Origin of the sequence: Siccirubricoccus phaeus (assembly GCF_008360935.1) — a bacterium.
GTDB lineage: Bacteria > Pseudomonadota > Alphaproteobacteria > Acetobacterales > Acetobacteraceae > Siccirubricoccus > Siccirubricoccus phaeus.
This window is the reverse complement of the sequence record NZ_SRXO01000032.1, coordinates 15,561-35,704: the sequence shown is the minus strand read 5'-3', so window position 1 is coordinate 35,704 and position 20,144 is coordinate 15,561. Positions and strand designations below refer to the sequence as shown.

The 20,144-nt window shown below is 70.4% G+C and carries 17 protein-coding genes; 5 read left to right on the top strand and 12 right to left on the bottom strand.

Annotated elements, in window-relative coordinates; all coding sequences use genetic code 11:
* Positions 1 to 13: 13 nt before the first annotated feature.
* Together E5N76_RS27550 and E5N76_RS27545 are read right to left on the bottom strand one after the other, a co-directional pair.
* Positions 14 to 1,054 (bottom strand): NAD(P)H-dependent flavin oxidoreductase, encoded by a 1,041-nt coding sequence (locus E5N76_RS27550; RefSeq protein ID WP_149541189.1) that lies wholly within the window; start codon positions 1,052 to 1,054, stop codon positions 14 to 16.
* Complete coding sequence (locus E5N76_RS27545; RefSeq protein WP_149541188.1) at positions 1,054 to 2,280, bottom strand: aspartate kinase; 1,227 nt, start codon at positions 2,278 to 2,280, stop codon at positions 1,054 to 1,056. The genes E5N76_RS27550 and E5N76_RS27545 overlap by 1 nt, the downstream gene beginning before the upstream one ends.
* Positions 2,281 to 2,417: 137 nt before the next feature.
* Between E5N76_RS27545 and ubiG the strand changes: the two genes are divergently transcribed.
* Entirely contained in the window at positions 2,418 to 3,164 is a 747-nt protein-coding gene (gene ubiG / locus E5N76_RS27540; RefSeq protein ID WP_235907925.1) for a bifunctional 2-polyprenyl-6-hydroxyphenol methylase/3-demethylubiquinol 3-O-methyltransferase UbiG, read from the top strand.
* Positions 3,165 to 3,282: 118 nt separating this feature from the next.
* Positions 3,283 to 5,925 (top strand): ELWxxDGT repeat protein, encoded by a 2,643-nt coding sequence (locus E5N76_RS31205; protein ID WP_149541187.1) that lies wholly within the window; start codon positions 3,283 to 3,285, stop codon positions 5,923 to 5,925.
* Between the two features lie 168 nt (positions 5,926 to 6,093).
* On the opposite strand, the gene E5N76_RS27530 is transcribed toward E5N76_RS31205, so the two are convergent.
* Positions 6,094 to 7,332, bottom strand: coding sequence for an MFS transporter (locus E5N76_RS27530; RefSeq protein ID WP_149541186.1), 1,239 nt, complete (start codon positions 7,330 to 7,332; stop codon positions 6,094 to 6,096).
* Positions 7,333 to 7,392: 60 nt separating this feature from the next.
* Positions 7,393 to 8,616: an allantoate amidohydrolase gene (locus tag E5N76_RS27525; protein WP_149541185.1), complete on the bottom strand. Its 1,224-nt coding sequence runs from the start codon at positions 8,614 to 8,616 to the stop codon at positions 7,393 to 7,395.
* Between the two features lie 129 nt (positions 8,617 to 8,745).
* Between E5N76_RS27525 and E5N76_RS27520 the strand changes: the two genes are divergently transcribed.
* On the top strand, positions 8,746 to 9,150 hold the full coding sequence (locus E5N76_RS27520) for a cupin domain-containing protein (protein WP_149541184.1): 405 nt from the start codon (positions 8,746 to 8,748) through the stop codon (positions 9,148 to 9,150).
* A gap of 535 nt (positions 9,151 to 9,685) precedes the next feature.
* Here the strand turns inward: E5N76_RS27520 and E5N76_RS27515 are convergent.
* From E5N76_RS27515 to E5N76_RS27505, 3 genes are all read right to left on the bottom strand, one after another.
* The gene (locus tag E5N76_RS27515; protein ID WP_149541183.1) at positions 9,686 to 10,672 is read right to left on the bottom strand and encodes a Bug family tripartite tricarboxylate transporter substrate binding protein; all 987 of its coding nucleotides are present in this window, start codon (positions 10,670 to 10,672) and stop codon (positions 9,686 to 9,688) included.
* 113 nt (positions 10,673 to 10,785) lie between these two features.
* The gene (locus E5N76_RS27510; protein WP_149541182.1) at positions 10,786 to 11,769 is read right to left on the bottom strand and encodes a Bug family tripartite tricarboxylate transporter substrate binding protein; all 984 of its coding nucleotides are present in this window, start codon (positions 11,767 to 11,769) and stop codon (positions 10,786 to 10,788) included.
* A gap of 297 nt (positions 11,770 to 12,066) precedes the next feature.
* Positions 12,067 to 13,086 carry a polyprenyl synthetase family protein gene (locus E5N76_RS27505; protein ID WP_149541200.1) on the bottom strand — a complete coding sequence of 340 codons (1,020 nt, stop codon included), beginning with the start codon at positions 13,084 to 13,086 and terminating at the stop codon, positions 12,067 to 12,069.
* A gap of 232 nt (positions 13,087 to 13,318) precedes the next feature.
* Between E5N76_RS27505 and E5N76_RS27500 the strand changes: the two genes are divergently transcribed.
* Together E5N76_RS27500 and E5N76_RS27495 are read left to right on the top strand one after the other, a co-directional pair.
* Positions 13,319 to 13,531 (top strand): putative signal transducing protein, encoded by a 213-nt coding sequence (locus tag E5N76_RS27500; protein WP_149541181.1) that lies wholly within the window; start codon positions 13,319 to 13,321, stop codon positions 13,529 to 13,531.
* Positions 13,528 to 14,265, top strand: a complete 738-nt coding sequence (locus E5N76_RS27495) for a tRNA1(Val) (adenine(37)-N6)-methyltransferase (RefSeq protein WP_149541180.1) — start codon at positions 13,528 to 13,530, stop codon at positions 14,263 to 14,265. The genes E5N76_RS27500 and E5N76_RS27495 overlap by 4 nt, the downstream gene beginning before the upstream one ends.
* Before the next feature lie 164 nt (positions 14,266 to 14,429).
* Here the strand turns inward: E5N76_RS27495 and E5N76_RS27490 are convergent, their stop codons facing one another.
* From E5N76_RS27490 to E5N76_RS27470, 5 genes are all read right to left on the bottom strand, one after another.
* Positions 14,430 to 14,711 carry a hypothetical protein gene (locus E5N76_RS27490; protein ID WP_149541179.1) on the bottom strand — a complete coding sequence of 94 codons (282 nt, stop codon included), beginning with the start codon at positions 14,709 to 14,711 and terminating at the stop codon, positions 14,430 to 14,432.
* A gap of 89 nt (positions 14,712 to 14,800) precedes the next feature.
* Positions 14,801 to 15,487 carry an SCO family protein gene (locus tag E5N76_RS27485; protein ID WP_149541178.1) on the bottom strand — a complete coding sequence of 229 codons (687 nt, stop codon included), beginning with the start codon at positions 15,485 to 15,487 and terminating at the stop codon, positions 14,801 to 14,803.
* 135 nt (positions 15,488 to 15,622) lie between these two features.
* Positions 15,623 to 16,606 carry a ribonucleotide-diphosphate reductase subunit beta gene (locus E5N76_RS27480; RefSeq protein ID WP_235907924.1) on the bottom strand — a complete coding sequence of 328 codons (984 nt, stop codon included), beginning with the start codon at positions 16,604 to 16,606 and terminating at the stop codon, positions 15,623 to 15,625.
* Between the two features lie 173 nt (positions 16,607 to 16,779).
* Positions 16,780 to 18,675 (bottom strand): ribonucleoside-diphosphate reductase subunit alpha, encoded by a 1,896-nt coding sequence (locus tag E5N76_RS27475; protein ID WP_149541176.1) that lies wholly within the window; start codon positions 18,673 to 18,675, stop codon positions 16,780 to 16,782.
* Between the two features lie 774 nt (positions 18,676 to 19,449).
* Positions 19,450 to 20,037 carry an EF-hand domain-containing protein gene (locus E5N76_RS27470; RefSeq protein ID WP_149541175.1) on the bottom strand — a complete coding sequence of 196 codons (588 nt, stop codon included), beginning with the start codon at positions 20,035 to 20,037 and terminating at the stop codon, positions 19,450 to 19,452.
* Positions 20,038 to 20,144 lie beyond the last annotated feature (107 nt).

Here is a 20,144-nt window from a genome sequence, read left to right as displayed (position 1 = left end):
ACCCGCTCCCGTCTCAGCCGGGCTGTCGCGCCGCCAGCGCAGCCCGGGCCTGCGCCATCAGCTCGGCCAGGATCTCGGTCACCGGCTGCTCCTTCGTCACCATGCCGACGCTTTGGCCGGCCATCAGGCTGCCCTGCTCGACCTCGCCTTCGATCACCGCGCGGCGCAGCGCACCGGCCCAGAAATGTTCAATCTCAAGCTGCGCGGCGTCCTTGTCCAGCTCCCCGGCCACGAAGCGCGCCAGCACCGCCGCCTGGTGCTCCAGGAAGCGCTTCGTCCCCTCATTCTGCAGGGCGCGCACGGGGATGACCGGGAAGCGGGCATCGAGCTGGACGGTGGGCAGCGCATCCCGCGCCGCGCCACGAATGAAGGCCTGCTTGAATTTGGGATGCGCAATGCATTCTGTAGCACAAACGAAGCGGGTGCCAAGCTGGGCGCCGGCCGCGCCCATTTCGAGGTAGGAGAGAATCGCCTCCCCCCGCCCCAGCCCGCCGGCGACGAAGACCGGCACCTGGGCCGCCATTTCCGGCAGGATCTCCTGCGCCAGCACGTTCAGGCTGACCGGGCCGATATGGCCGCCGGCCTCGGAGCCCTCGATGACCAGCGCATCGGCGCCGCTGCGCACCAGCTTCTTCGCCAGCGCCAGCGCCGGGGCGAAGCAGACCACCTTGGCCCCGCCCTCCTTCGCCTTGCGGATGGCGGCGGTGGGCGGGATGCCGCCGGCGAAGACGATATGGCTGACCCGGGCCGCCAGGCAGGTCTCGACGAGTTGCTCCAGCCGCGGATGCATGGTGATGAGGTTGACGCCGAAGGGCTTCTGCGTCAGCGCCTGGGTGCCGGCGATCTCCTCCGCCAGGCGCGGCGGCTCCATCGCGCCGCAGGCGATGGTGCCGAAGGCCCCGGCATTGGAGAGGGCGGCGACCAGGTGGCGCTCGCTCACCCAGCTCATCGCCCCGCCCATGATGGCGATCCGGCTGCCCAGGAAGGCGGCGCCACGCGCCATCAGCTTCTCAAGCGCCGCCTCGGCGGCGGCGGGCGGGGTCAGCGCGTCCATCAGCTCGCCGGCCCGTCCAGCCCATAGGCGGTGTGCAGCGCGCGCACCGCGAGCTCGGTGTACTCGGCGGCAACCAGCACGCTTACCTTGATCTCGCTGGTGGAGATGACCTGGATGTTGATGCCCTTTTCCGCGAGGGCGCGGAACATGGTGTTGGCGACGCCGGCATGGCTGCGCATGCCGACGCCGACGACGCTGATCTTCGCCACCTCCGGGTCGGCCAGCACGGACTCATAGCCCAGCTCGCCCTTCGCCTCGGCCAGCGCCGCCTGGGCGCGGGGCAGATCAGCCTTGCCGACGGTGAAGGTCATGTCCGTGGTGCCGTCGGCGCCCAGATTCTGGACGATCATGTCCACATTCACATTGGCCTTGGCCATGGCGCCGAAGACGCCGGCGGCGATGCCCGGCCGGTCCGGCACCCGCCGCAGCGTCAGTTTCGCATCGTCCCGCGAATAGGCGATGCCGCTCACGATGGGCTGTTCCACGATCTCGTCCTCATCCACCACCAGGGAGCCTGGCTTGTCCTCGAAGCTGGAGAGCACCTGCACCCGCACCCGCTGCTTCATCGCGAGCTCGACGGAGCGGGTCTGCAACACCTTGGCACCGACCGAGGCGAGTTCCAGCATTTCCTCATAGCTGATGCGGTCCAGCTTGCGGGCGCGCGGCACGATGCGGGGGTCCGTCGTGTAGATGCCATCCACATCCGTATAGATGTCGCAGCGATCCGCCTTCACCGCCGCAGCGATGGCGACGGCCGAGAGGTCCGAGCCGCCGCGGCCGAGGGTGGTGATGCGATTGCGCTGCGTCTCCACCCCCTGGAAGCCGGCGATGACCGGCACCTGGCCCTGCTGCATGCGCTCCACCAGCAGGCTGCCATCGATGCTTTCGACGCGCGCCTTGCCATGCGCGCCATCCGTCACGATGGGCACCTGCCAGCCCTGCCAGGAGCGGGCATCGACGCCGATGGTCTGCAGCGCGATCGCGAGCAGGCCGATGGTCACCTGTTCCCCCGTGGCCACCACCACATCGTATTCCCTGGCGTCATGCAGGGGCGACAGCTCCTGGCACCATTTGACGAGCTGGTTGGTGACGCCGGCCATGGCGGAAACGACCACGGCCACCTCGTTCCCCGCCTCGATCTCGCGTTTCACGCGGGCGGCGACGTTGCGGATACGGTCGAGATCGGCGACGGAGGTGCCGCCGAACTTCATCACGATACGGGCCATGGGGCGGGCGCTTCTTGGAAACCGGGGAAGGAGAAGGCGGTGCGCCAGGCGGTTGCGCCGGCGCGGCGGCCGGCACAGATACCGGGGCGGCAACCGGGCTGCAACAACCCGGCGTGAGGCAGGAGGGTATGCGGGCCATGCGGGACGGCCAGGGGGGGATGGGCGGCAGCGCGGACGGCACGGAAATCGCCAAATTCGACCGCCTGGCTGGGCGCTGGTGGGACCCGAAAGGGCCGATGGCGCCGCTGCATGCGATGAACCCGGCCCGGATGGGCTGGGTGATCGGCCATCTGGCCCGGCTGCACGGGCGGGCCCCCGCAGCGGCACGGCCGCTGGCAGGGCTCTCCGTACTGGATGTGGGCTGCGGCGCCGGGCTGGCCAGCGAGGCCCTGGCCCGGGCTGGCGCCGATGTCACCGGGCTGGATGCGGCGGGGGCGGCGCTGGAGGCGGCGCGGGCGCATGCCGCCGGCGGGGGCTTGGCGATCGACTACCGGGAGGGGCTGCCGGAGGCGCTGGCAGCGGAAGGCCGGCGCTTCGACGCCGTGCTGGCGCTGGAGGTGATCGAGCATGTGGCGGACCGCGCCGCCTTCTGCGCAGCGCTGCGGGCGCTGGCCAAGCCGGGGGCGCCGGTGTTCCTCTCCACGCTGAACCGCACGCCGCGCAGCTTCCTGATGGCGAAGCTCGGCGCCGAATACCTGCTGCGGCTGCTGCCGGTGGGGACGCATGACTGGCGCATGTTCCTGCGCCCGGCGGAGCTGGGCGCGGCGCTGCGGGCGGCGGGGCTGCGGGTGACGGAGATCGCCGGGCTGAGCATGGACCTGCCGGGCGGCAAATGGCGCGTCAGCCGGGATGTGGGCGTGAATTACATGGTGATGGCGGTCTAGGCCTTAGCGACAGCCCGCCTGCACAACGAGGAATGAGAGTCATTCCTATGCAGCATCGAGAACGACGCCCCTGACGGCCGCACGCCCCGGCAATCTGGGCGTGGTTGTGAATTGGCCGTTGCCGTTCAAGCTGGAGTTGTGGGCTGAAAGCCTGCATCCTCAGCCACTGGATCGCCTCGTCCCGCAATGGTCCGTTTCGCGCAATGGCTCGGGAGCGCAGATTGACATGCCCCTTCGCATCACCTTTGGCCACCGGGCCCACAAACTCCAGACCTACCTGCCCGGCACCGACCTCGACCTGCTGCCCAATACCGGCGGTCTGGCCGCACCGGACCCGAATGCGCTGTCCTCCCAGCCCTTCACGCCCGCCGGCGATGGGACCGAGACGCTCTTCGGCGGCCTGGTGACCGCCACCACCAGCGGCTTCGGCACGCCGGAGAGCCGCACCGTCCTCGACGTGGTCGGTGCCTGGAACAGCGTGAAGAACGTCTCCGTCACCGCTGAGGAAGCGGCGCGCCTCGCCTTCCTCGGCTTCGTGCATGTGGACGTCATCGTCGGGCTCGGCTCCGAAGCGGGCTCCACGCTCGAGCTGGTCGGTGCCAAGCGCGGCAACGTCGTCACCGGCGCCGGCGCCGACCTGGTCGACATTCAGATCGCCACCAACGAACGGACCTGGTCAAACACGTTCCGTATCGCTACCGGCGCGGGCGACGATACGGTCCGCCTCGCGCCCCTCGACGTTGCCGCCGCCGTGGCGGCGGGCGACGCGACCTTTGCCTCGACCGGCGGCGTCAAGCTGCTCCGCGACTACGATGGCGCCTTCGCCCGGGCCTATGCCGACCTCGGCGACGGCGCCGACAACTTCATCGTCACTGGCCTAATTCGGGCCAAGGTCGAGGGCGGCGAGGGCGACGACCAGATCACCGGCGGCCAGGACATGGATACCCTGTCCGGCGGGGCCGGCGCGGACACCCTGCTGGCCGGCGCGGGCAATGCACATTCAACCCTCTCGGACCAGCTCGACGGCGGCGAGGGCGACGACCTCCTGATCGGCGACAGCGGGAGGGATGTGCTCATCGGCGGCGAGGGCGACGACGAGCTTATCGGAGGCCGCGCCGCCGACACCCTGACCGGTGGGGCGGGGGCCGATACGCTGCTGGGCGGCGCGGGCGACGGGTTGCTGGACGGCACGGACGTGCTCGAGGGCGGCGCAGGCGACGATTGGCTCGATGGCGGACGTGGCGGCGACACCGCCGTCTACGCTGGCCAGGCCGCCGATTTCGAGATCATCCGCGCCGAGGACGGCCGGGTGACGGTGCGCGACCTCGACCCCACGGATGGCGAAGAGGGCACCGATACGCTGGTCAACGTCGAACGGCTGCGCTTCGCCGACCATACGATCGACCTGCGGGACCCGACCGGCGCCCGTGCCATCCTCAGCGCCTCGCCCTTCATCAACATCCCCCAGCTATGGGTCAGCGACGGCACCGCCGAGGGCACCTGGGCGCTGACTGACATCAATCCGGCGGACTACGATAGCGATTCCGGCGGCGCTGGGCTTACCTCCCTCGGCGACGGGCGCGTGTTGTTCGCGCCCTCCTCCGGTCTTTGGGTGACGGACGGCACCAGCGACGGGACCCGGCTGGTGAAGGACACCAACCTCGGCACCGGCTCCGGCCTTGTTTCTGGTCTCGTTGCCCTCGGCGATGGACACGCGCTGTACGGCGCCACCTACTCCAGCGGCACCGTGGCCCTCGGCCTCTGGGCGACCGACGGCACGACCGATGGCACCTACCTGGTGAAGACCTTCGATAAGCTCCCCGGCACCCTGCCTCGGCTCGCATTCCTCGCCCTGGACGATGACCGGGCGCTGTTCGCGGTCGACGATGGCACTCATGGGCGCGAACTTTGGGTCAGCGACGGCACAGCCGCCGGTACCGGGCTGGTGAAGGACATTTACCCCGGCCGGGGTAGCAGCGGCGACTTCGGGCAATATTCCGCCGCCCCCGGCATCGTCGCGCTCGGCGACGGGCGGGCCCTGTTCGCGGCCAATGACGGTCTCCACGGCTCTGAGCTCTGGGTCAGCGACGGCACCGCTGCGGGCACTTACATGGTCGCAGACGTCAACCCGGGTAGCAGCTGGAGCAGCCCGCGCGACTTCGTCGCCCTGGGCGATGGCCGGGCATTGTTCCTGGCCAGCGGCACCAACAGCACCATCGGGCTATGGGTCAGCGACGGCTCCGCGGCGGGCACTTCCATGATCGCGGACATCGACCCGAATATCGACCAGAGTAGGTGGCCGCGCGACTTCGTCGCCCTGGGCGATGGCCGGGCATTGTTCCTGGCCGATGACAGTGTCTACGGCTCCGAGCTCTGGGTCAGCGACGGTACCGCCGCAGGCACCCACATGGTCGCGGACATCCATTCAGGCAGCGGCTGGAGCAGCCCGCGCAGCATCGTCATGTTCAGCGAGGGGAGGGCCCTGTTCACGGCCGATGACGGCGTCCATGGCGCCGAGCTCTGGGTCAGCGACGGCACCGCCGCAGGGACCCATATGGTCGCGGATATCAACCCGGGCCCTGGCAGCGGCTACCCGACGCAGTTGATCGTCCTTGCCGATGGGCGCGTGCTGTTCAATGCCTATAATGGCACTGACACCTCTGAGCCCTGGCTCTGGGTCACCGACGGCACCGCCGAGGGCACCACGCTGCTGGCGGACATCACCATACGTTCCGGCGCCGTCCTCGACCCGCTCGGCTGACTGGGAATGGGCGGGGCGGCGTGGCGCCCTTGGCGACAATGGCATGGCGGCGGCGGCTGGCGTCACAGGCCCGGTCGGCAGCCAGCAGGCGCGCTGGCCGCCCGGCGCCCCCGCCATGACAGGCCGCCCCATGACAGGCCGCCGGGCCGGGCCCAGCGCGCGGCGCCGTCAGGCAAACGCCACGCGCCGCGCCCTGCCCCGCCACAGCAGCCACCCGGCCAGCAGCAGATGCGCGCCATTCCAGAGCAGCCCATTCACCACCGCCATCCGGTAGCTGCCCGTCATGTCGAAGACGAAGCCCGACATCCAGCCGCCCAGCGCCATGCCGACCAGCGTGGCGGAGAGCGCCAGCGACACCCGCACTCCCACCTCGGAAGCCGGGAAATTCTCCCGCACGATCACCGCATAGCAGGGCACGATCCCGCCCTGGAACAGGCCGAACAGGCCGGAGATCACATAGAGCGGCACCAGCTCGTCGAAGGGCAGGAACAGCGCCAGCGCCACCGCCTGCAGCAGGGAGGCGAGCACCAGCGTGGGCAATGCCCCGATCCGGTCCATCACCAGGCCGAAGACCAGCCGGCTGACAACGCCTGTCGCCAGCATCAGCGAGAGCATCTCCGCCCCCCGCGCCGCGCCATAGCCGAGATCGACGCAATAGGCGACGATATGCACCTGCGGCATGGCCATCGCGACGCAGCAGGCAATGCCCGCCGCCACGATCACCCCTTGCAGCACCCCCGGGGAAAGCCCCAGCGCCGTGCCGCCGCTGCCGCCCGCCCGCGCCACCGTCTCCTGCCGCGGCGCGCGGCGACGCAGCAGCAGCGCCAGCGGCAGCAGCACGGCGAGGCAGACCAGCCCCACCAGCTCATGCGTCCGCCGCCAGCCCAGCTCCGCGATCCCCCATTGCAGCAGGGGCGGCCAGACCGTGCCGGCGAAGTAATTGCCGCAGGCACAGATGGCGACCGCCAGCCCCCGCCGCTGCCGGAACCACAGCGAGGTATCGGCGACCAGCGGCCCGAACATGGCACAGGCGCCGAACAGCCCGATGAACACCCCATGGATCAGCGCGAAGCTAGTGATGTCCCCCGCCTGCGCCGCCAGCAGATAGCCGAGGCCAAGGGACAGGCTGCCCCCCAGCACCGGCCACATCACGCCGAAGCGGTCCGCCAGCCTGCCCATCAGCACCCCGCCCGCGGCGAAGCCGATGGTGGTGAGCGTGTAGGGCAAGGCGGCCGCCGCCCGCGCCGTGCCGAATTCCGCCTGCACCGCCGGCAGCGCCACGACGATGGACCACAGCCCGACGCCACCCAGCGTATTGAGCAGGACTGCCAGGCCCAGCCGGGCCCAGGCGTAGGACGAGTCCACCCCGCCCGCGGCCCAGGGTGCCGCATGGTCCGCGACTGGCATCAAACTTCCTCCCGGGCTCTACCGGCCCTGCCTCACCATCGCACCGTGCGCCGCCCCTGGCTACCGGTTCGCCCGCTCCAGCATCACCGCCGCCAGCACGGAGGCCCCGGCGGCGCAGTGCACCGGCTCGCACCACTCGGCCTCGTTGTGGGAGAGGCCGTCGCGGCAGGGGACGAAGATCAGCTCGGTCGGGCAGACCGTGCTCATGTTGAAGGCGTCATGCCCCGGCCGCGTCCGCATGCGCATGACGGAATGGCCCAGCGCCTGCGCCGCCTGCTCCGTCGCGGCCACCAGCGCTGCGTCGAAATGGAAGGGGTCGCGCAGCCGGCGCAGCCTGGTCTCGAAGCCGAGGCCGGTCTCGGCGCCGATCCGCGCCATGGCGGCGTCGATCTCCGCCAGCATGGCGGTGCGGGTCGCCTCCGTCTCGCAGACCAGGCCGAAGGACAGCGTCACGAGATGCGGCAGCACGATGCGGTTGTTCGGCCAGGCATCGATGACGACGGTGCTGGCCGTGCCGTCCGGCGCATGGGCGTAGCCGCAGCGCTCCACCGCCGCGATCAGCAGCGCGGCGCCGTAGAGGGCATTGCGCCGCTGCGGCATGGGGGTGGATTGGATGTGCGAATTCTGCCCGGTCACCGCCACGTCCAGCATGGCGGACCAGCAGCTCTGGGTGACGGCGCCGATCGTCACCCCGACGCGTTCCAGCAGCGGCCCCTGCTCGATATGCAGTTCGAGATAGGTGTCCACGGGGCGGCCGCCCATCGGCGCCTCGCCGAGGAAGCCGATGCGCCGCAGCTCCTCGCCGAAGCGGCGGCCGGCGCGGTCGGTGGCGGCATGCGCCTGCTCCAGCGCCAGCGCGCCGGTGAAGACCGCAGAGCCCATGAGGCCGGGGAAGAAGCGGCAGCCCTCCTCATTGGTCCAGTTCACCACCTCGATGGCGCGGCGCGTGGCGATGCCGGCGTCGTTCAGCGTCCGCACCGCCTCCAGCGCGCCGAGCACGCCGAGCGGGCCGTCGAAGCGGCCGCCTGTCGCCTGGGTATCCAGGTGGCTGCCGGCCAGGACCGGCGGCAGGGAGGGGTCCGTGCCCTCCCGCCGGGCGAAGATGTTGCCCATGGCGTCCACCGTCAGGCTCAGCCCGGCCTGCCGGCACCAATGCATGAAAAGCCGCCTGGCATCGCCATCGGCATCGCACAGCGCCTGGCGGTCATGCCCGCCAGCCTGGCCCGCGCCGATCTGGCCCAGACTCATCAGATCGGCCCAGAGCCGTTCCCCGTTCACCTGCATGCGCTTGCTCCCCGCGGCGGCGACGGCGTTCCCCTTGGCGGCAGGCTATCCGTGGCGGCGCCCGGGTCAATGCTTGCGGCGGCGCGGGGGGCCGGCCTAGCCTGAGCTGCAACGAAGGGGGGAACCGCCATGCTGACCCGAAGGGTCTTCGCATCCTGCGCCATCTGCGGCGTGCTGGGCCTGACTGCGAGCCAGGTGGCGGCGCAGCCCGCCGGCGGCATCACCCGCACCCTGCTGCGGCAGGAGGACGTGCCGGGCACCAATTACGTGAACATGCAGATGCTCGTGGAGATCGAGCCCAACGCGATGGTGGCCCGCCACACCCATCCGGGGCATGAGGGCAGCTACGTCATCGAGGGCGAATCGGAGCTGCTGGTGGCCGGCCAGCCGCCGCGGCTGATCAAGGCCGGCGACAGCTTCCTGGTCCAGGCCGGGGTGCCGCATGCGGCGCGCAACGGCGCGGCGAAGACGCGCATCTTCGGCAGCTTCGTGGTGGAGAAGGGAAAGCCGGTGGCCTCGCCGGCGCCGGAATAGCCGGCGTCTCACGCCAGGGGCAGAGGCCCTGGAGCATTTTTCAAGTCCGGCGGAATCGTCGGACGACTCGGAAAATGCGACCGAACAAGGGGCTGGAGCGGGTTCGCCGAGCGCAGGCGAGGTGAAACCGCTCTAGCCTGCTTGCCCGCGCAATTCGCAGGAGATCCGGCGAGCTTCGCGGGCAGGACGCCGGAACGGAACATCGTCCCACTTGCCGCCACCGGCGCTGCGGCCGCCGCCCAGCCCCTTCACCGCCACCCGGCGGCCCACCGGCTGCGTGCGGCAGCATGCGACGGTCGCCCGGCGCGATCGGCGCACGCCCGGCAGCACGGGGGCGGGTTGGTGCCGTTCGCCAGGGTCTCGGCGCCGAGCCGGAAGGTGCGCCGCCAGCGCCTTGCGGCGACGGGTCGAGCGTCGCCGGCATGGCCACTGGCGGCGCGACGCCCCGCTGCCCGCCATGCACGGGCCCGAAACTCAGACCGGGTCCGGGGCCAGGTCCTCGCCCCTGCCGAGGTCCAGGGGCAGCGCCCCTGGCTCACTCCTGCCGCGCGCCGGAAGCCAGGATGATCGGCCGCCATTTCGCCTCCTGCGCCCGGCGGTGCTCCTTGATCGCCTCCGGCGTCGTCCACCAGGCGCGGGCGCCGAGGTCGAGATAGGCGCGCTGCAGGCTGTCGGTCGCCAGCGCCTGCCGCGACCAGTCGCTCATCCGCGCCAGCATCGCCGGCGGAATCCCCGCCGGGGCGCAGAGGCAGGTCCAGGAGACGATGTCGAAGCCCGGGACGAATTCCGCGATGGCCGGCAGGTCCGGCGCCGCCGGGCTGCGCTCCGCGCTCGTCACCGCCAGCCCCCGCAGCTTGCCCTCCCGCACATGGCCGATGGCGGAGGAGAAATTCGCCAGCATCATCTGGATCCGCCCGGCCATCAGGTCGATGAGGCCGGGCGCCTCGCCGCGATAGGGCACGTGGACAATCTCGGCCCCGGTCATCTGCCCGAACATGGCGCCGGAAAGATGCAGCGTGGTGCCCGGCCCGGCGGAGCCGTAGGAGAAGCGGCCCGGCGCCTCCCGCATCATGGCGATCAGCTCCGGCACCGTCCGCGCCGGCGAGTCGTTGTTCACCACCAGCAGGTTGGGGAGCTGCCAGATGCCGGAGATGAAGGTGAAGTCCCGCTCCGGATGGAAGGGCAGGCTGGGCTTCAGGGTGGGCGAGATGGCCTGGGAGGCGATGCCGCCGAGGCCGATGGTGGTGCCGTCCGGCCGCGACTTCGCCACGGCGTCCAGCCCGACATCGCCGCCCGAGCCGGAGCGGTTCTCGACGACGAATTGCTGGCCGGTGAGCTCCGTCAGCCGGGCGCAGAACAGGCGGGAGAGGATGTCGGTGGAGCCGCCCGGCGGGTAGGGGTTGATGTAGCGGATCGGCTGGCTTGGCCAGTCGCCGCCCTGGGTATTGGCCCCCTGGGCGCGGGCGAGCGACGGGGCGGCGAGCAGCGCGGCCAGCGTGGCGCGGCGGGTGGTGTCGGGCATCCGTGTCTCCCTTGCGAATTCCTGGCGGGCGGGGCGCCGCCCTGGCCCTAGCGCGGCCTGGGCTGGTCCGGCCCGGCGTCGGCGCGCTGCCGCCCGGAGGCAGCCGGGCAAGCTCAGTCGACCTGGGCGCCGGAGGCGCGGATGATGGGCGCGAAAGCGGCCTCGTTCTTCGCCCGGAAGCTGGCGAATTCCTCCGGCGAGGTGAACCAGGTCGTCGCGCCATTCTCCTGGAAGCGGGCGATGAGGTCGGGCGCCGCCAGCGCCTGGCGCGTCAGGGCAGAGAGCCGCTGCACCACCCCGGCGGCAAGCCCGGCGGGCCCCATGACGCCGCCCCAGCTATCGATCTCGAAGCCCGGCAGGAATTCCGCCATGGCCGGGTATTCCGGCGCGAAGGGGCTGCGCTTCGCGCCCGTCACCGCCAGGCCACGCAGCCTTCCCTCCTTCACCAGGGACAGCGCCTGGGGGATGTTGTCGAACATCATGTGCACCCGGCCGGCGACCAGGTCGATATGCGCCGGCGCGCCGCCGCGATAGGGCACATGGATCATCTCCAGCCCCGCCATGGCGGCGAACATGGCGCCGGCCAGGTGCACTGTCGTGCCGCTGCCGGAGGAGGCGTAGATGTATTTCCCCGGATTCGCCTTCACCAGCGCGATCAGCTCCGGCACCGTCTGCGCCGGCACCTCCGGGTTGATGGCGAGGAAATTCGGCAATTGCCAGAGGCCGGAGACATAGGTGAAGTCCTTCGTCACGTCGAAGGGCAGGCGGCGGTAGAGCGTCGGCCCGATGGCCAGCGGCGCCACGCTGGCAAGGCCGATGGTGCGGCCATCCGGCGTGCTGCGGGCGATCGCCTCCGTGCCGATATTGCCGGCGGAGCCGGAGCGGTTCTCGACGACGAATTGCTCGCCGGTGATCTCCGCCATCTTCTGGCACCAGAGGCGGGAGAGGATGTCCGTGCCGCCGCCGGGCGGGAAGATGCCGATGAAGCGGATGGAGCCCTGCGGCCAGATGCCCTGCGCCAGCGCCGACGCCTTCAGCGCGGCGAGCGCCGCGGCACCCAGGGCGAGCGCCGCGCGGCGCCCGAGGATCCCGGTCATGTTTCACTCCCTGCAGCCCGGCCCTTCGCGGGCCTTGGGCCAGGAGCATGGCATGGAAAGCGGGGCGCGCCTATCGTCCCCGCAACGGGTGGCGGCGGGCCTTGGACCCCGCCGGGGGGGAGGATGGGGGCGGAGCTGCGGCGCCGCGGGCACAGGGCATGGATGGGCAAAGCCATGGCCGCCCCGTGCGTACGGACACCCTCGGCCGCAGCGCATCCAGCCCCCGCAAGCGGGGGAGGCAGGCGGGCCGCTACGGCGCGGGATCGGGCGAAGCGCGGGACGCGGCGCGGAACCCGGTCAGCGGGCGCGGTCGATGCAGAAGGCGACGATATCCGCCAGCGCCCGGCGTTCCGCGCTGTCCGGGAAGCGGGAAAGGGCCTGCAGCGCCAGGTCACCGTAATGCCGCGCGCGCTCCACCGTGTCGCGCAGCGCGCCGTGCCGCTCCAGCAGCGTCTGGGCCGCGGCCAGGTCGGTCTCCGCCTGCGCCCGTTCCTCCAGCACCCGGCGCCAGAAGCCGCGTTCCGCCTCATCGCCACGGGCGAAGGCCAGCAGCACGGGCAGGGTGATCTTGCCTTCGCGGAAATCGTCGCCGACCGTCTTGCCCAGCCGCTCCTGCTCCGCGGCGTAATCCAGCGCGTCATCCACCAATTGGAAGGCGATGCCGAGGTTGCGGCCATAGGCGTCCAGCGCCTCGGCCTCCGGCGGCGGACGGTCCGCCACCACGGCGCCGATGCGCGTCGCGGCGGCGAACAGCGCGGCGGTCTTGCCCTCGATCACCTGCAGATACTGCGCCTCGGTGGTCGCCGTGTCGTTCTGGGTGACGAGCTGCAGCACCTCCCCTTCCGCGATGGTCGCGGCGGCGGCGGAGAGGATGGCCAGCACTTCGAGATTGCCGTCCTCCACCATGAGCTGGAAGGCGCGGGCGAAGAGGAAATCCCCCACCAGCACGGAGGGCTTGTTGCCGAACAGCGCATTGGCGCTGGCCTGGCCGCGGCGCAGCGCGCTTTCATCCACCACATCGTCATGCAGCAGGGTCGCGGTGTGGATGAACTCCACGCAGGCGGCGAGCGCCACATGGCGGTGCCCGCGATAGCCGCAGAGCCGGGCGGCCGCCAGCGTCAGCAACGGCCGCAGCCGCTTGCCGCCGGCCGCGACGATATGCGCGGCAAGCTGCGGGATGAGGGCGACCGGGCTCTGCATCCGCTCGACGATCAGCCGGTTGCAGGCTTCGAGATCGGCGCGGACGAGCGCCATCAGCGCGCTCAGCGCATCCTCGCCGCGCGCGGCGGCCATCTTGTCTGACGACGCGATCGGCATCGCCTGCGCTTCCGCGTCCACTCTGCTTGACCCTGGCTCAGGGCAATAGCCGACCGGGTGGATCGCCCGATCGGATATTGCCCTAGAAAATATAGCCGCTAGAGCAGCTTGTCCCCGGGCTGGTTGGACCGCTCCATGGTCCAACCAGCCCGGAGGCTGCTCCAGGGGGCGGCACCATAACCACGCGGCCATGTGGCGGCAAGCGCAGCAAATTCAAGGATTTCATCTCGGCATGCGGGTGGTCGCGACAATCCAGGACCCGATCCGCCTCAGCTTCCTGCAGGCGCTGCTGGCCGATGCGGGCATCCCGAGCCTGGTGCTGGACGCGCATATCAGCGCGCTGGAAGGCGGCATCGGCGCTTTCCCCCGGCGCCTCGCCGTGGCCGAGCAGGACCACGCCCGGGCCGTCAGGCTGCTGGCCGAAGCCGGCGAGGCAGCCGGGTGAGCGGGACGGAGAGCACCACGGAGGATCACCTGCTGGGCGGCCGGGTGCGGTTGCGCCAGCCGAGGCGCGGCCTGCGGGCGGGGCTGGATGCGGTGCTGCTGGCCGCCGCCATTCCGGCAAGGCCTGGGGAGGCGGTGCTGGAGGCGGGCTGCGGCAGCGGCGCCGGCTTCCTCTGCCTCGCCGCGCGGGTGCCGGGCCTGCGCATCCTGGCGGTGGAGCGGGAGGCCTCGCTCGCCGCGTTGGCGCGGGAGAATGCCGCGGCGAACGGGCTGGCGGCGCAGGTGGAGGTGATCGAGGGCGATGTGCGGGATCCGGCGCTCGCCCGCCGCCTGCCGCGCTGCGATCACAGTTTCGCCAACCCGCCCTACTGGCCCGGCGGCACCGCGCCGCCGGAAGCGCTGCGCCGGGCGGCGACGCATGCGGAGGCGGGGCTGGCGGAGTGGGCGCGCTTCCTGGCCGCGCCGCTGCGCCATCGCGGCAGCCTCAGCCTCATCCTGCCGGCGGCGCGGCTGGCGGCGGGGATGGCGGCGCTGGCGGCGGCCGGCGGCGGCGGGGTGCGGCTGCTGCCCTTCTGGCCGCGGGAAGGCCAGGCGGCGAAGCGCGTGCTGCTACAGGGGCGCCTCGGCAGCCGCGGCCCGACGCGGCTGGAGCCCGGGCTGGTGCTGCACGATGAAGCCGGCTTCACCCCGGCGGCGCAGGCGGTGCTGGGCGCGGCGGCGGGGCTGGAAGGCTGAGCGCATAGCCCGAATGGCGCCGCGCCCTGGCGCATTCTGTATACCAAGTTACACGCCGGCCGACGCCTTACGCCCTTGCCGCCACCAGCCATGCCGGCGCCCCCTTAGCCGTGCCTGGACGAGACACACCCCCTCGCCTGTTCCGCAGTGCCGCGCCGCGTGCCTCACTTCTCCGTCGCGTCCGGGTGGCGGAGATGCCAGAGCCGCTCATGCGCGGCGACCAGGCTTTCCATGTTCCGCCGGCGATTGGCGTCCGGCGAGACGGGGCGGCGCGTCAGCATCATCTCGAGGATGCGGAGGAGCTGCTCCGCCACCTCGAAATCCGCCTGGTCGCAGGCGTGGTGGAAGGCGATCAGGATCTTGTCGGAAAGCCGGCGGCTGTGCCGCGGCGCGGAACCGCGCCCGGACTCCCGCCCGCCATCCTGATCGGAAGCCTCATCCGCCATCACCTGCTCCCCACACCAAGCTTGCCGCTATGGCACGACGCCGAGTCGACGCTCAGCCAATCTAAGGCAAAACCCCGAGAAATGACTGCTCAACTCCGCCGAGAGGCAGCCCCGAGCTGTGCCTGCACCGCAGCGGCCATCGCCTCGGGCGAGGTGTCCGGTCGGAACAGGCTGCGTACGCGCGCATCCGGCCCCACCAAGTACACAAAGCTCGAATGGTCCATCAAGTAATCGGTCATGTCCGGGCGCCGCACCTTCGCGTAGTAGACGCGGTAGCGGCGCGCCACTTCCGCCACCTGCTCCGCCGTGCCGGTCAACCCCTGCAACCGTGGATGGAAGCGGCTGACGTAGTCGGCGAGATGCTCCGGCGTGTCGCGCTCCGGATCCACGCTGATGAGGACCGGGACCACCTGCTCTGCCAGCGGGCCGAGCTGGTCGAGCGCCGCGGCCATGGCGCCGAGCTCGGTCGGGCAGACATCGGGGCAGTAGGAGTAGCCGAAATACAGCAGCATCCAGCGCCCGGCGTAATCGCGCTCCGTCACCGCCCGCCCGGTCTGGTCCACCAGGCTGAAGCCGCCGCCGAGCGTCATGCCCTGCGGCAGCGCGATGCCGCCCATGGCGGCGACCGGCGCCTGGCCGCCGAAGAGCTGCGCGACGCGGTTGGTGAAGGCGTCCACCAGGCTCTCCTCCGGCCCGCGGGTCACCCATGCCAGCGCCCAGACACCGCCGAGCAGCAGGATGAGCAGGACAGCCAGAAGGCGGATCAGGCGGAGCATCCGGGCTAGATAGCCGGAGTGCGGGCGCCTCGCCAGCCGGGGGGCATGGCGCCGCCGCCCCCCCCGCCGCGCATCATCCGGTGGTTGCCGGGCCGGGCAGCCGCACAGCCGCTGCGCGAGGCCGCGGCCGGCATGTCAGGCAAAGGCCTCGTCCCAGCTCCCGGTCGTACTGGCGCGGGAATATTCCGTCGCCCGGTTCTCGAAGAAATTGGTGTGCTCCACCGCGTTCAGCATCTCGTCCAGCCAGGGCAGCGGATTCTTCTCGATGTTGTAGAGCGGTTCGAGGCCGAGCTGCTGCAGGCGGCGATCGGCGATGAAGCGGATATAGGTCTTGGTGTCCGCGGCATTCAGCCCCTCGACGCCGCCGAGCTCGAAGGCGAGGTCGATGAAGGCGTCCTCGTGCTGCACGATGGTGTCGCAGATCTCGGCGAGGTCGCGCTTCAGCTCCTCCGTCCAGATCTCCGGATTCTCGTGGATGAAGGTGCGGAAGAGGCGGATGACGGAGAGGCAGTGCAGCGTCTCGTCGCGCACGGACCAGGAGACGATCTGGCCCATGCCCTTCATCTTGTTGAAGCGCGGGAAGTTCATCAGGATGGCGAAGGAGGCGAAGAGCTGCAGCCCCTCGGTGAAGGCGCCGAAGGCGGCCAGGGTCTTGGCGATCTCGGTCTTCGAGTCGACCCGGAAGGCCTGCATGTAGTCGAATTTGTCCTTCATCTCCTTGTAGCGGAGGAAGGCGGTGTACTCGACCTCCGGCATCCCCACCGTGTCCAGCAGGTGGCTGTAGGCGGCGATGTGGATGGTCTCGATGTTGCTGAAGGCGCTTAGCATCATCAGCACTTCCGTCGGCTTGAACACCTGGGAGTAGTGCTTCATGTAGCAGTTGTTCACCTCGACATCCGCCTGGGTGAAGAAGCGGAAGATCTGCGTCAGCAGGTTCCGCTCGGCGGGGGTGAGGTTCTTCTGCCAGTCCTTCACGTCATCGGCGAGCGGCACCTCCTCCGGCAGCCAATGCACGCGCTGCTGGGTGAGCCAGGCGTCATAGGCCCAGGGGTAGCGGAAGGGCTTGTAGACCGGGTTGGCGGTCAGCAGGTCGAAATGCGGCTGGGCGTTGCTGTCCATCGGGGGGGTGCCATCTGGCATGGGTGCACCATGAGCTTGCAATGGGGGGCGGCGCAGCGGCAAGCACCGCGCCGGAGCCGGCGTGTTTTCCATTCCTGGACGGCTGCCGCCGGCCCGGCGACGGCAGCTCCTCGGGCGGCGATGCGGTAAGGTGTCGCCCTGGCCTCAGCGCGCTACTGGCACGCCAGGCACTCCTCGTAATCCGTCGTCCCCACCGCAGCCGCCACCAGCAGTGGCAGCACGGCCGGGTCCGGCTTCGCCGGGCGCAGATTCGGCGCTTCCTGCACCACCTTCTCGCTGATCGTATCCGCCCGCTGGATGCTCAGCGAGCGGCAGTAATAGAGGCTCTTCACCCCCTTCTTCCAGGCCTGCAGATGGATCTGGTGCAGGTCCCGCTTATGCACATTGGCCGGCAGGAACAGGTTCACCGACTGGCTCTGGCAGATGAAGGGCGTGCGGTCGGCGGCGTGCTCCACCACCCAGCGCTGGTCCAGCTCGAAGGCGGTGCGGAAGGTGGCCTTCTCCTGCTCCGTCAGGAAGTCCAGGTGCTGCACGCTACCCTTGTTCACCGTGATGCTGGTCCAGGTCTCGGCATCGTCGCGGCCATGCTTCGCCAGCACCTTCTTCAGGTACGGGTTGCGCACGATGTAGCTGCCGCTGAGCGTCTTGTGGTTGTAGACATTCGCCGCGATCGGCTCGATGCCCGGCGACGCCCCGCCGCAGATGATGGAGATGGAGGCGGTCGGCGCGATCGCCATCTTGTTCGAGAACCGCTCCATCACCCCGTATTCCGCCGCATCCGGGCAGGGGCCGCGCTCCTCCGCCAGGGCGCGGCTGGCGAAATCCGCCTGCTCCCGGATGTGCTTGAACATCTTCTTGTTCCACACCTTCGCGATCACGCTCTCGAAGGGCACGTTCTGGCTCTGCAGGAAGCTGTGGAAGCCCATGACGCCGAGGCCGACCGAGCGCTCCCGCATCGCGGAGTACTTCGCCTTCGCCATGGAATCCGGCGCGGTGTCGATGAACTCCTGCAGCACGTTGTCCAGGAAGCGCATCACGTCCGGGATGAAGCGCGGATTGTCCTTCCACTCGAACCAGGTCTCGAGGTTGAGGGAGGAGAGGCAGCAGACGGCGGTGCGGTCCCGCCCATGCTGGTCGCGGCCGGTCGGCAGGGTGATCTCGGAGCAGAGGTTGGAGGTCTTCACCTCCAGCCCCGCCAGCTTGTGGTGCGCCGGCATGGAACGGTTCACCTGATCGGAGAAGATCAGGTAGGGCTCGCCCGTCTCGATCCGCGCGGTGAGGATGCGGATCCACAGCCCGCGCGCCGAGATCTTGCGCATGACGGCGCCGTCCTTCGGGCTGACCAGCGGCCATTCCTCGTCATTCTCGACCGCGCGCATGAACGCGTCCGGCAACAGGATGCCGTGGTGCAGGTTCAGCGCCTTGCGGTTCGGGTCGCCGCCGGTGGGGCGGCGGATTTCGATGAATTCCTCGATCTCCGGGTGGCTCACCGGCAGGTAGCAGGCGGCGGAGCCGCGGCGGAGCGAGCCCTGGGAAATGGCGAGGGTCAGGCTGTCCATCACCCGGATGAAGGGGACGACGCCGGAGGTCTTGCCGTTGCGCCCCACCTTCTCGCCGATGCCGCGGAGATTGCCCCAATAGCTGCCGATGCCGCCCCCCTTGGCGGCCAGCCAGACATTCTCGTTCCACAGCCCGACAATGCCCTCGAGGCTGTCCGAGGCCTCGTTCAGGAAGCAGGAGATGGGCAGGCCACGGGTGGTGCCGCCATTGGAGAGCACCGGCGTCGCCGGCATGAACCACAGCCTGCTGATGTAGTCGTAGATCCGCTGGGCATGCGCCGGATCGTCGCCGAAGGCGCTGGCGACGCGGGCGAACAGGTCCTGATAGCTCTCGCCGGGCAGCAGGTAGCGGTCACCCAGCGTCGCCTTGCCGAAATCCGTCAGCAGGGCGTCCCGCGCCCGGTCCACCTGTACCTGGTGATGTCCTTCCAACTGCACCGCATCGAACACAGTCACGTCCCCCTTAATCCCCCGGACCGGAGCATGCATCGCGGACGCTCTCCACACAAGATATTGGAGCAAGAGGGGCATTCTAACACCAGATCGGGTAGGCAGGTCCAGCAATTCCGGCATGCAGAAAAGCCAGGGGGAAAGCCAATGTTCTATTTATGTTCTCATGTTGGGGGAGGCTGGAAGGCGCGTCAAGCAAAGGGAGCGTCGGGGGTCCGGCCAGGATTCGGCGCCGCCCCTCGCCGCGGGGCGCGGCCCGGGGCAGGCCGGCATCCGCCCGAGGAACGGGGGCCATGCCCTGGACTCGCCGAGCGGGCCCTGCCCGCCCACCTGGGGCAGCGGGAGACGATGCTGTTCAAAGGTGTCCCCTGGGCCGGGGGACCATCGGCCTTACCGCGACCGCGGCTGGCGCGGCCGGGCGGCAGGCTGGCGGTGGAACGTGACGCGCAGGCTGGCGGCGGAAGCGCAGATCACCGCTTGGCGCCATCCGCGGCCCGTCGCGGACAGCAGCACGTGCCATGCGGCTTGGGGTGGAGAATCCTGCGGCAGAAGATGCGACGCAACGACCCAAGGCGGCCGCGCTGCCGCAGGGGCAAGGGGGCAAGGGGGCAAGGGGCAGAGAATGGAGGCGCTGCCTCCCCAGGCCCCACTCAGGGGTGAACCATCCCCTGGACCCTGGCGAGACTCCGCAGTTCAGCCCGGGTCCGAACTCAAACCGAGGTCCGGGGCCAGATCCTGGCCCCGGCGGGGGTTGGCGGCGTACTGCCGCCAACAGGGCAGTACGCCTGCCGGGGCCAGGGGCGTAGCCGTTCTCTACCCCGGCTGCGTGCCGGGCGGCGGCGCCGGAGGGGCCGGCGGCGCCATGCCCGGGCCATGGCCATGGCCGTGCGGCCCGAAGCGGCGCGGCGGCGCCGGCAGCTCATCCAGGGTGACGCCGTTATCACCATTCGCGTCCAGGGCACGGAAGCGAGCCTCGATCGCCGGGCGCACTTCCTCCAGCGTCACCTTGGCGTCGCGGTTGGCGTCCAGGGCGCGGAACATCATGGCCATCATCCGCGCCCGGTCCGGCCGCATGCCGGCGCCGTCCTGGCCGCCCCGCTCGGCCGCCGCCGGCATCAGCCGGGCGGAGAGCAGCTCCTCCATCACCAGCCCGCCATCGCGGTCGCGGTCGGCATCAGCGAAGCGCTGCTGCGCGAAGCCCCAGGCCTCCTCCCAGGTGATGCGGCCATTGTGGTCGGCATCGACGCGCTGGAACAGGGCAACGCCGCCATGCGGCCCACGGCCGGCCGCCGGCGGAGGGGCGGGCCGCGCACCAGGCGCGGGCGCGGGCGGCACCGGCTGCGCCAGGGCCGGCGCCGCCAGCAGCGCGGACCCGAGCAGGGCGAGGCGGAGTGACTTCATCGGCGTATTCTCCTCATGCGGGACCTGTCGGGCCCGGCATCCGGAAGATGGGGGCGAAATGTAACGCCGACATGACCGGAGGCTGGACCCGGGGTGAGGAAGGGTAA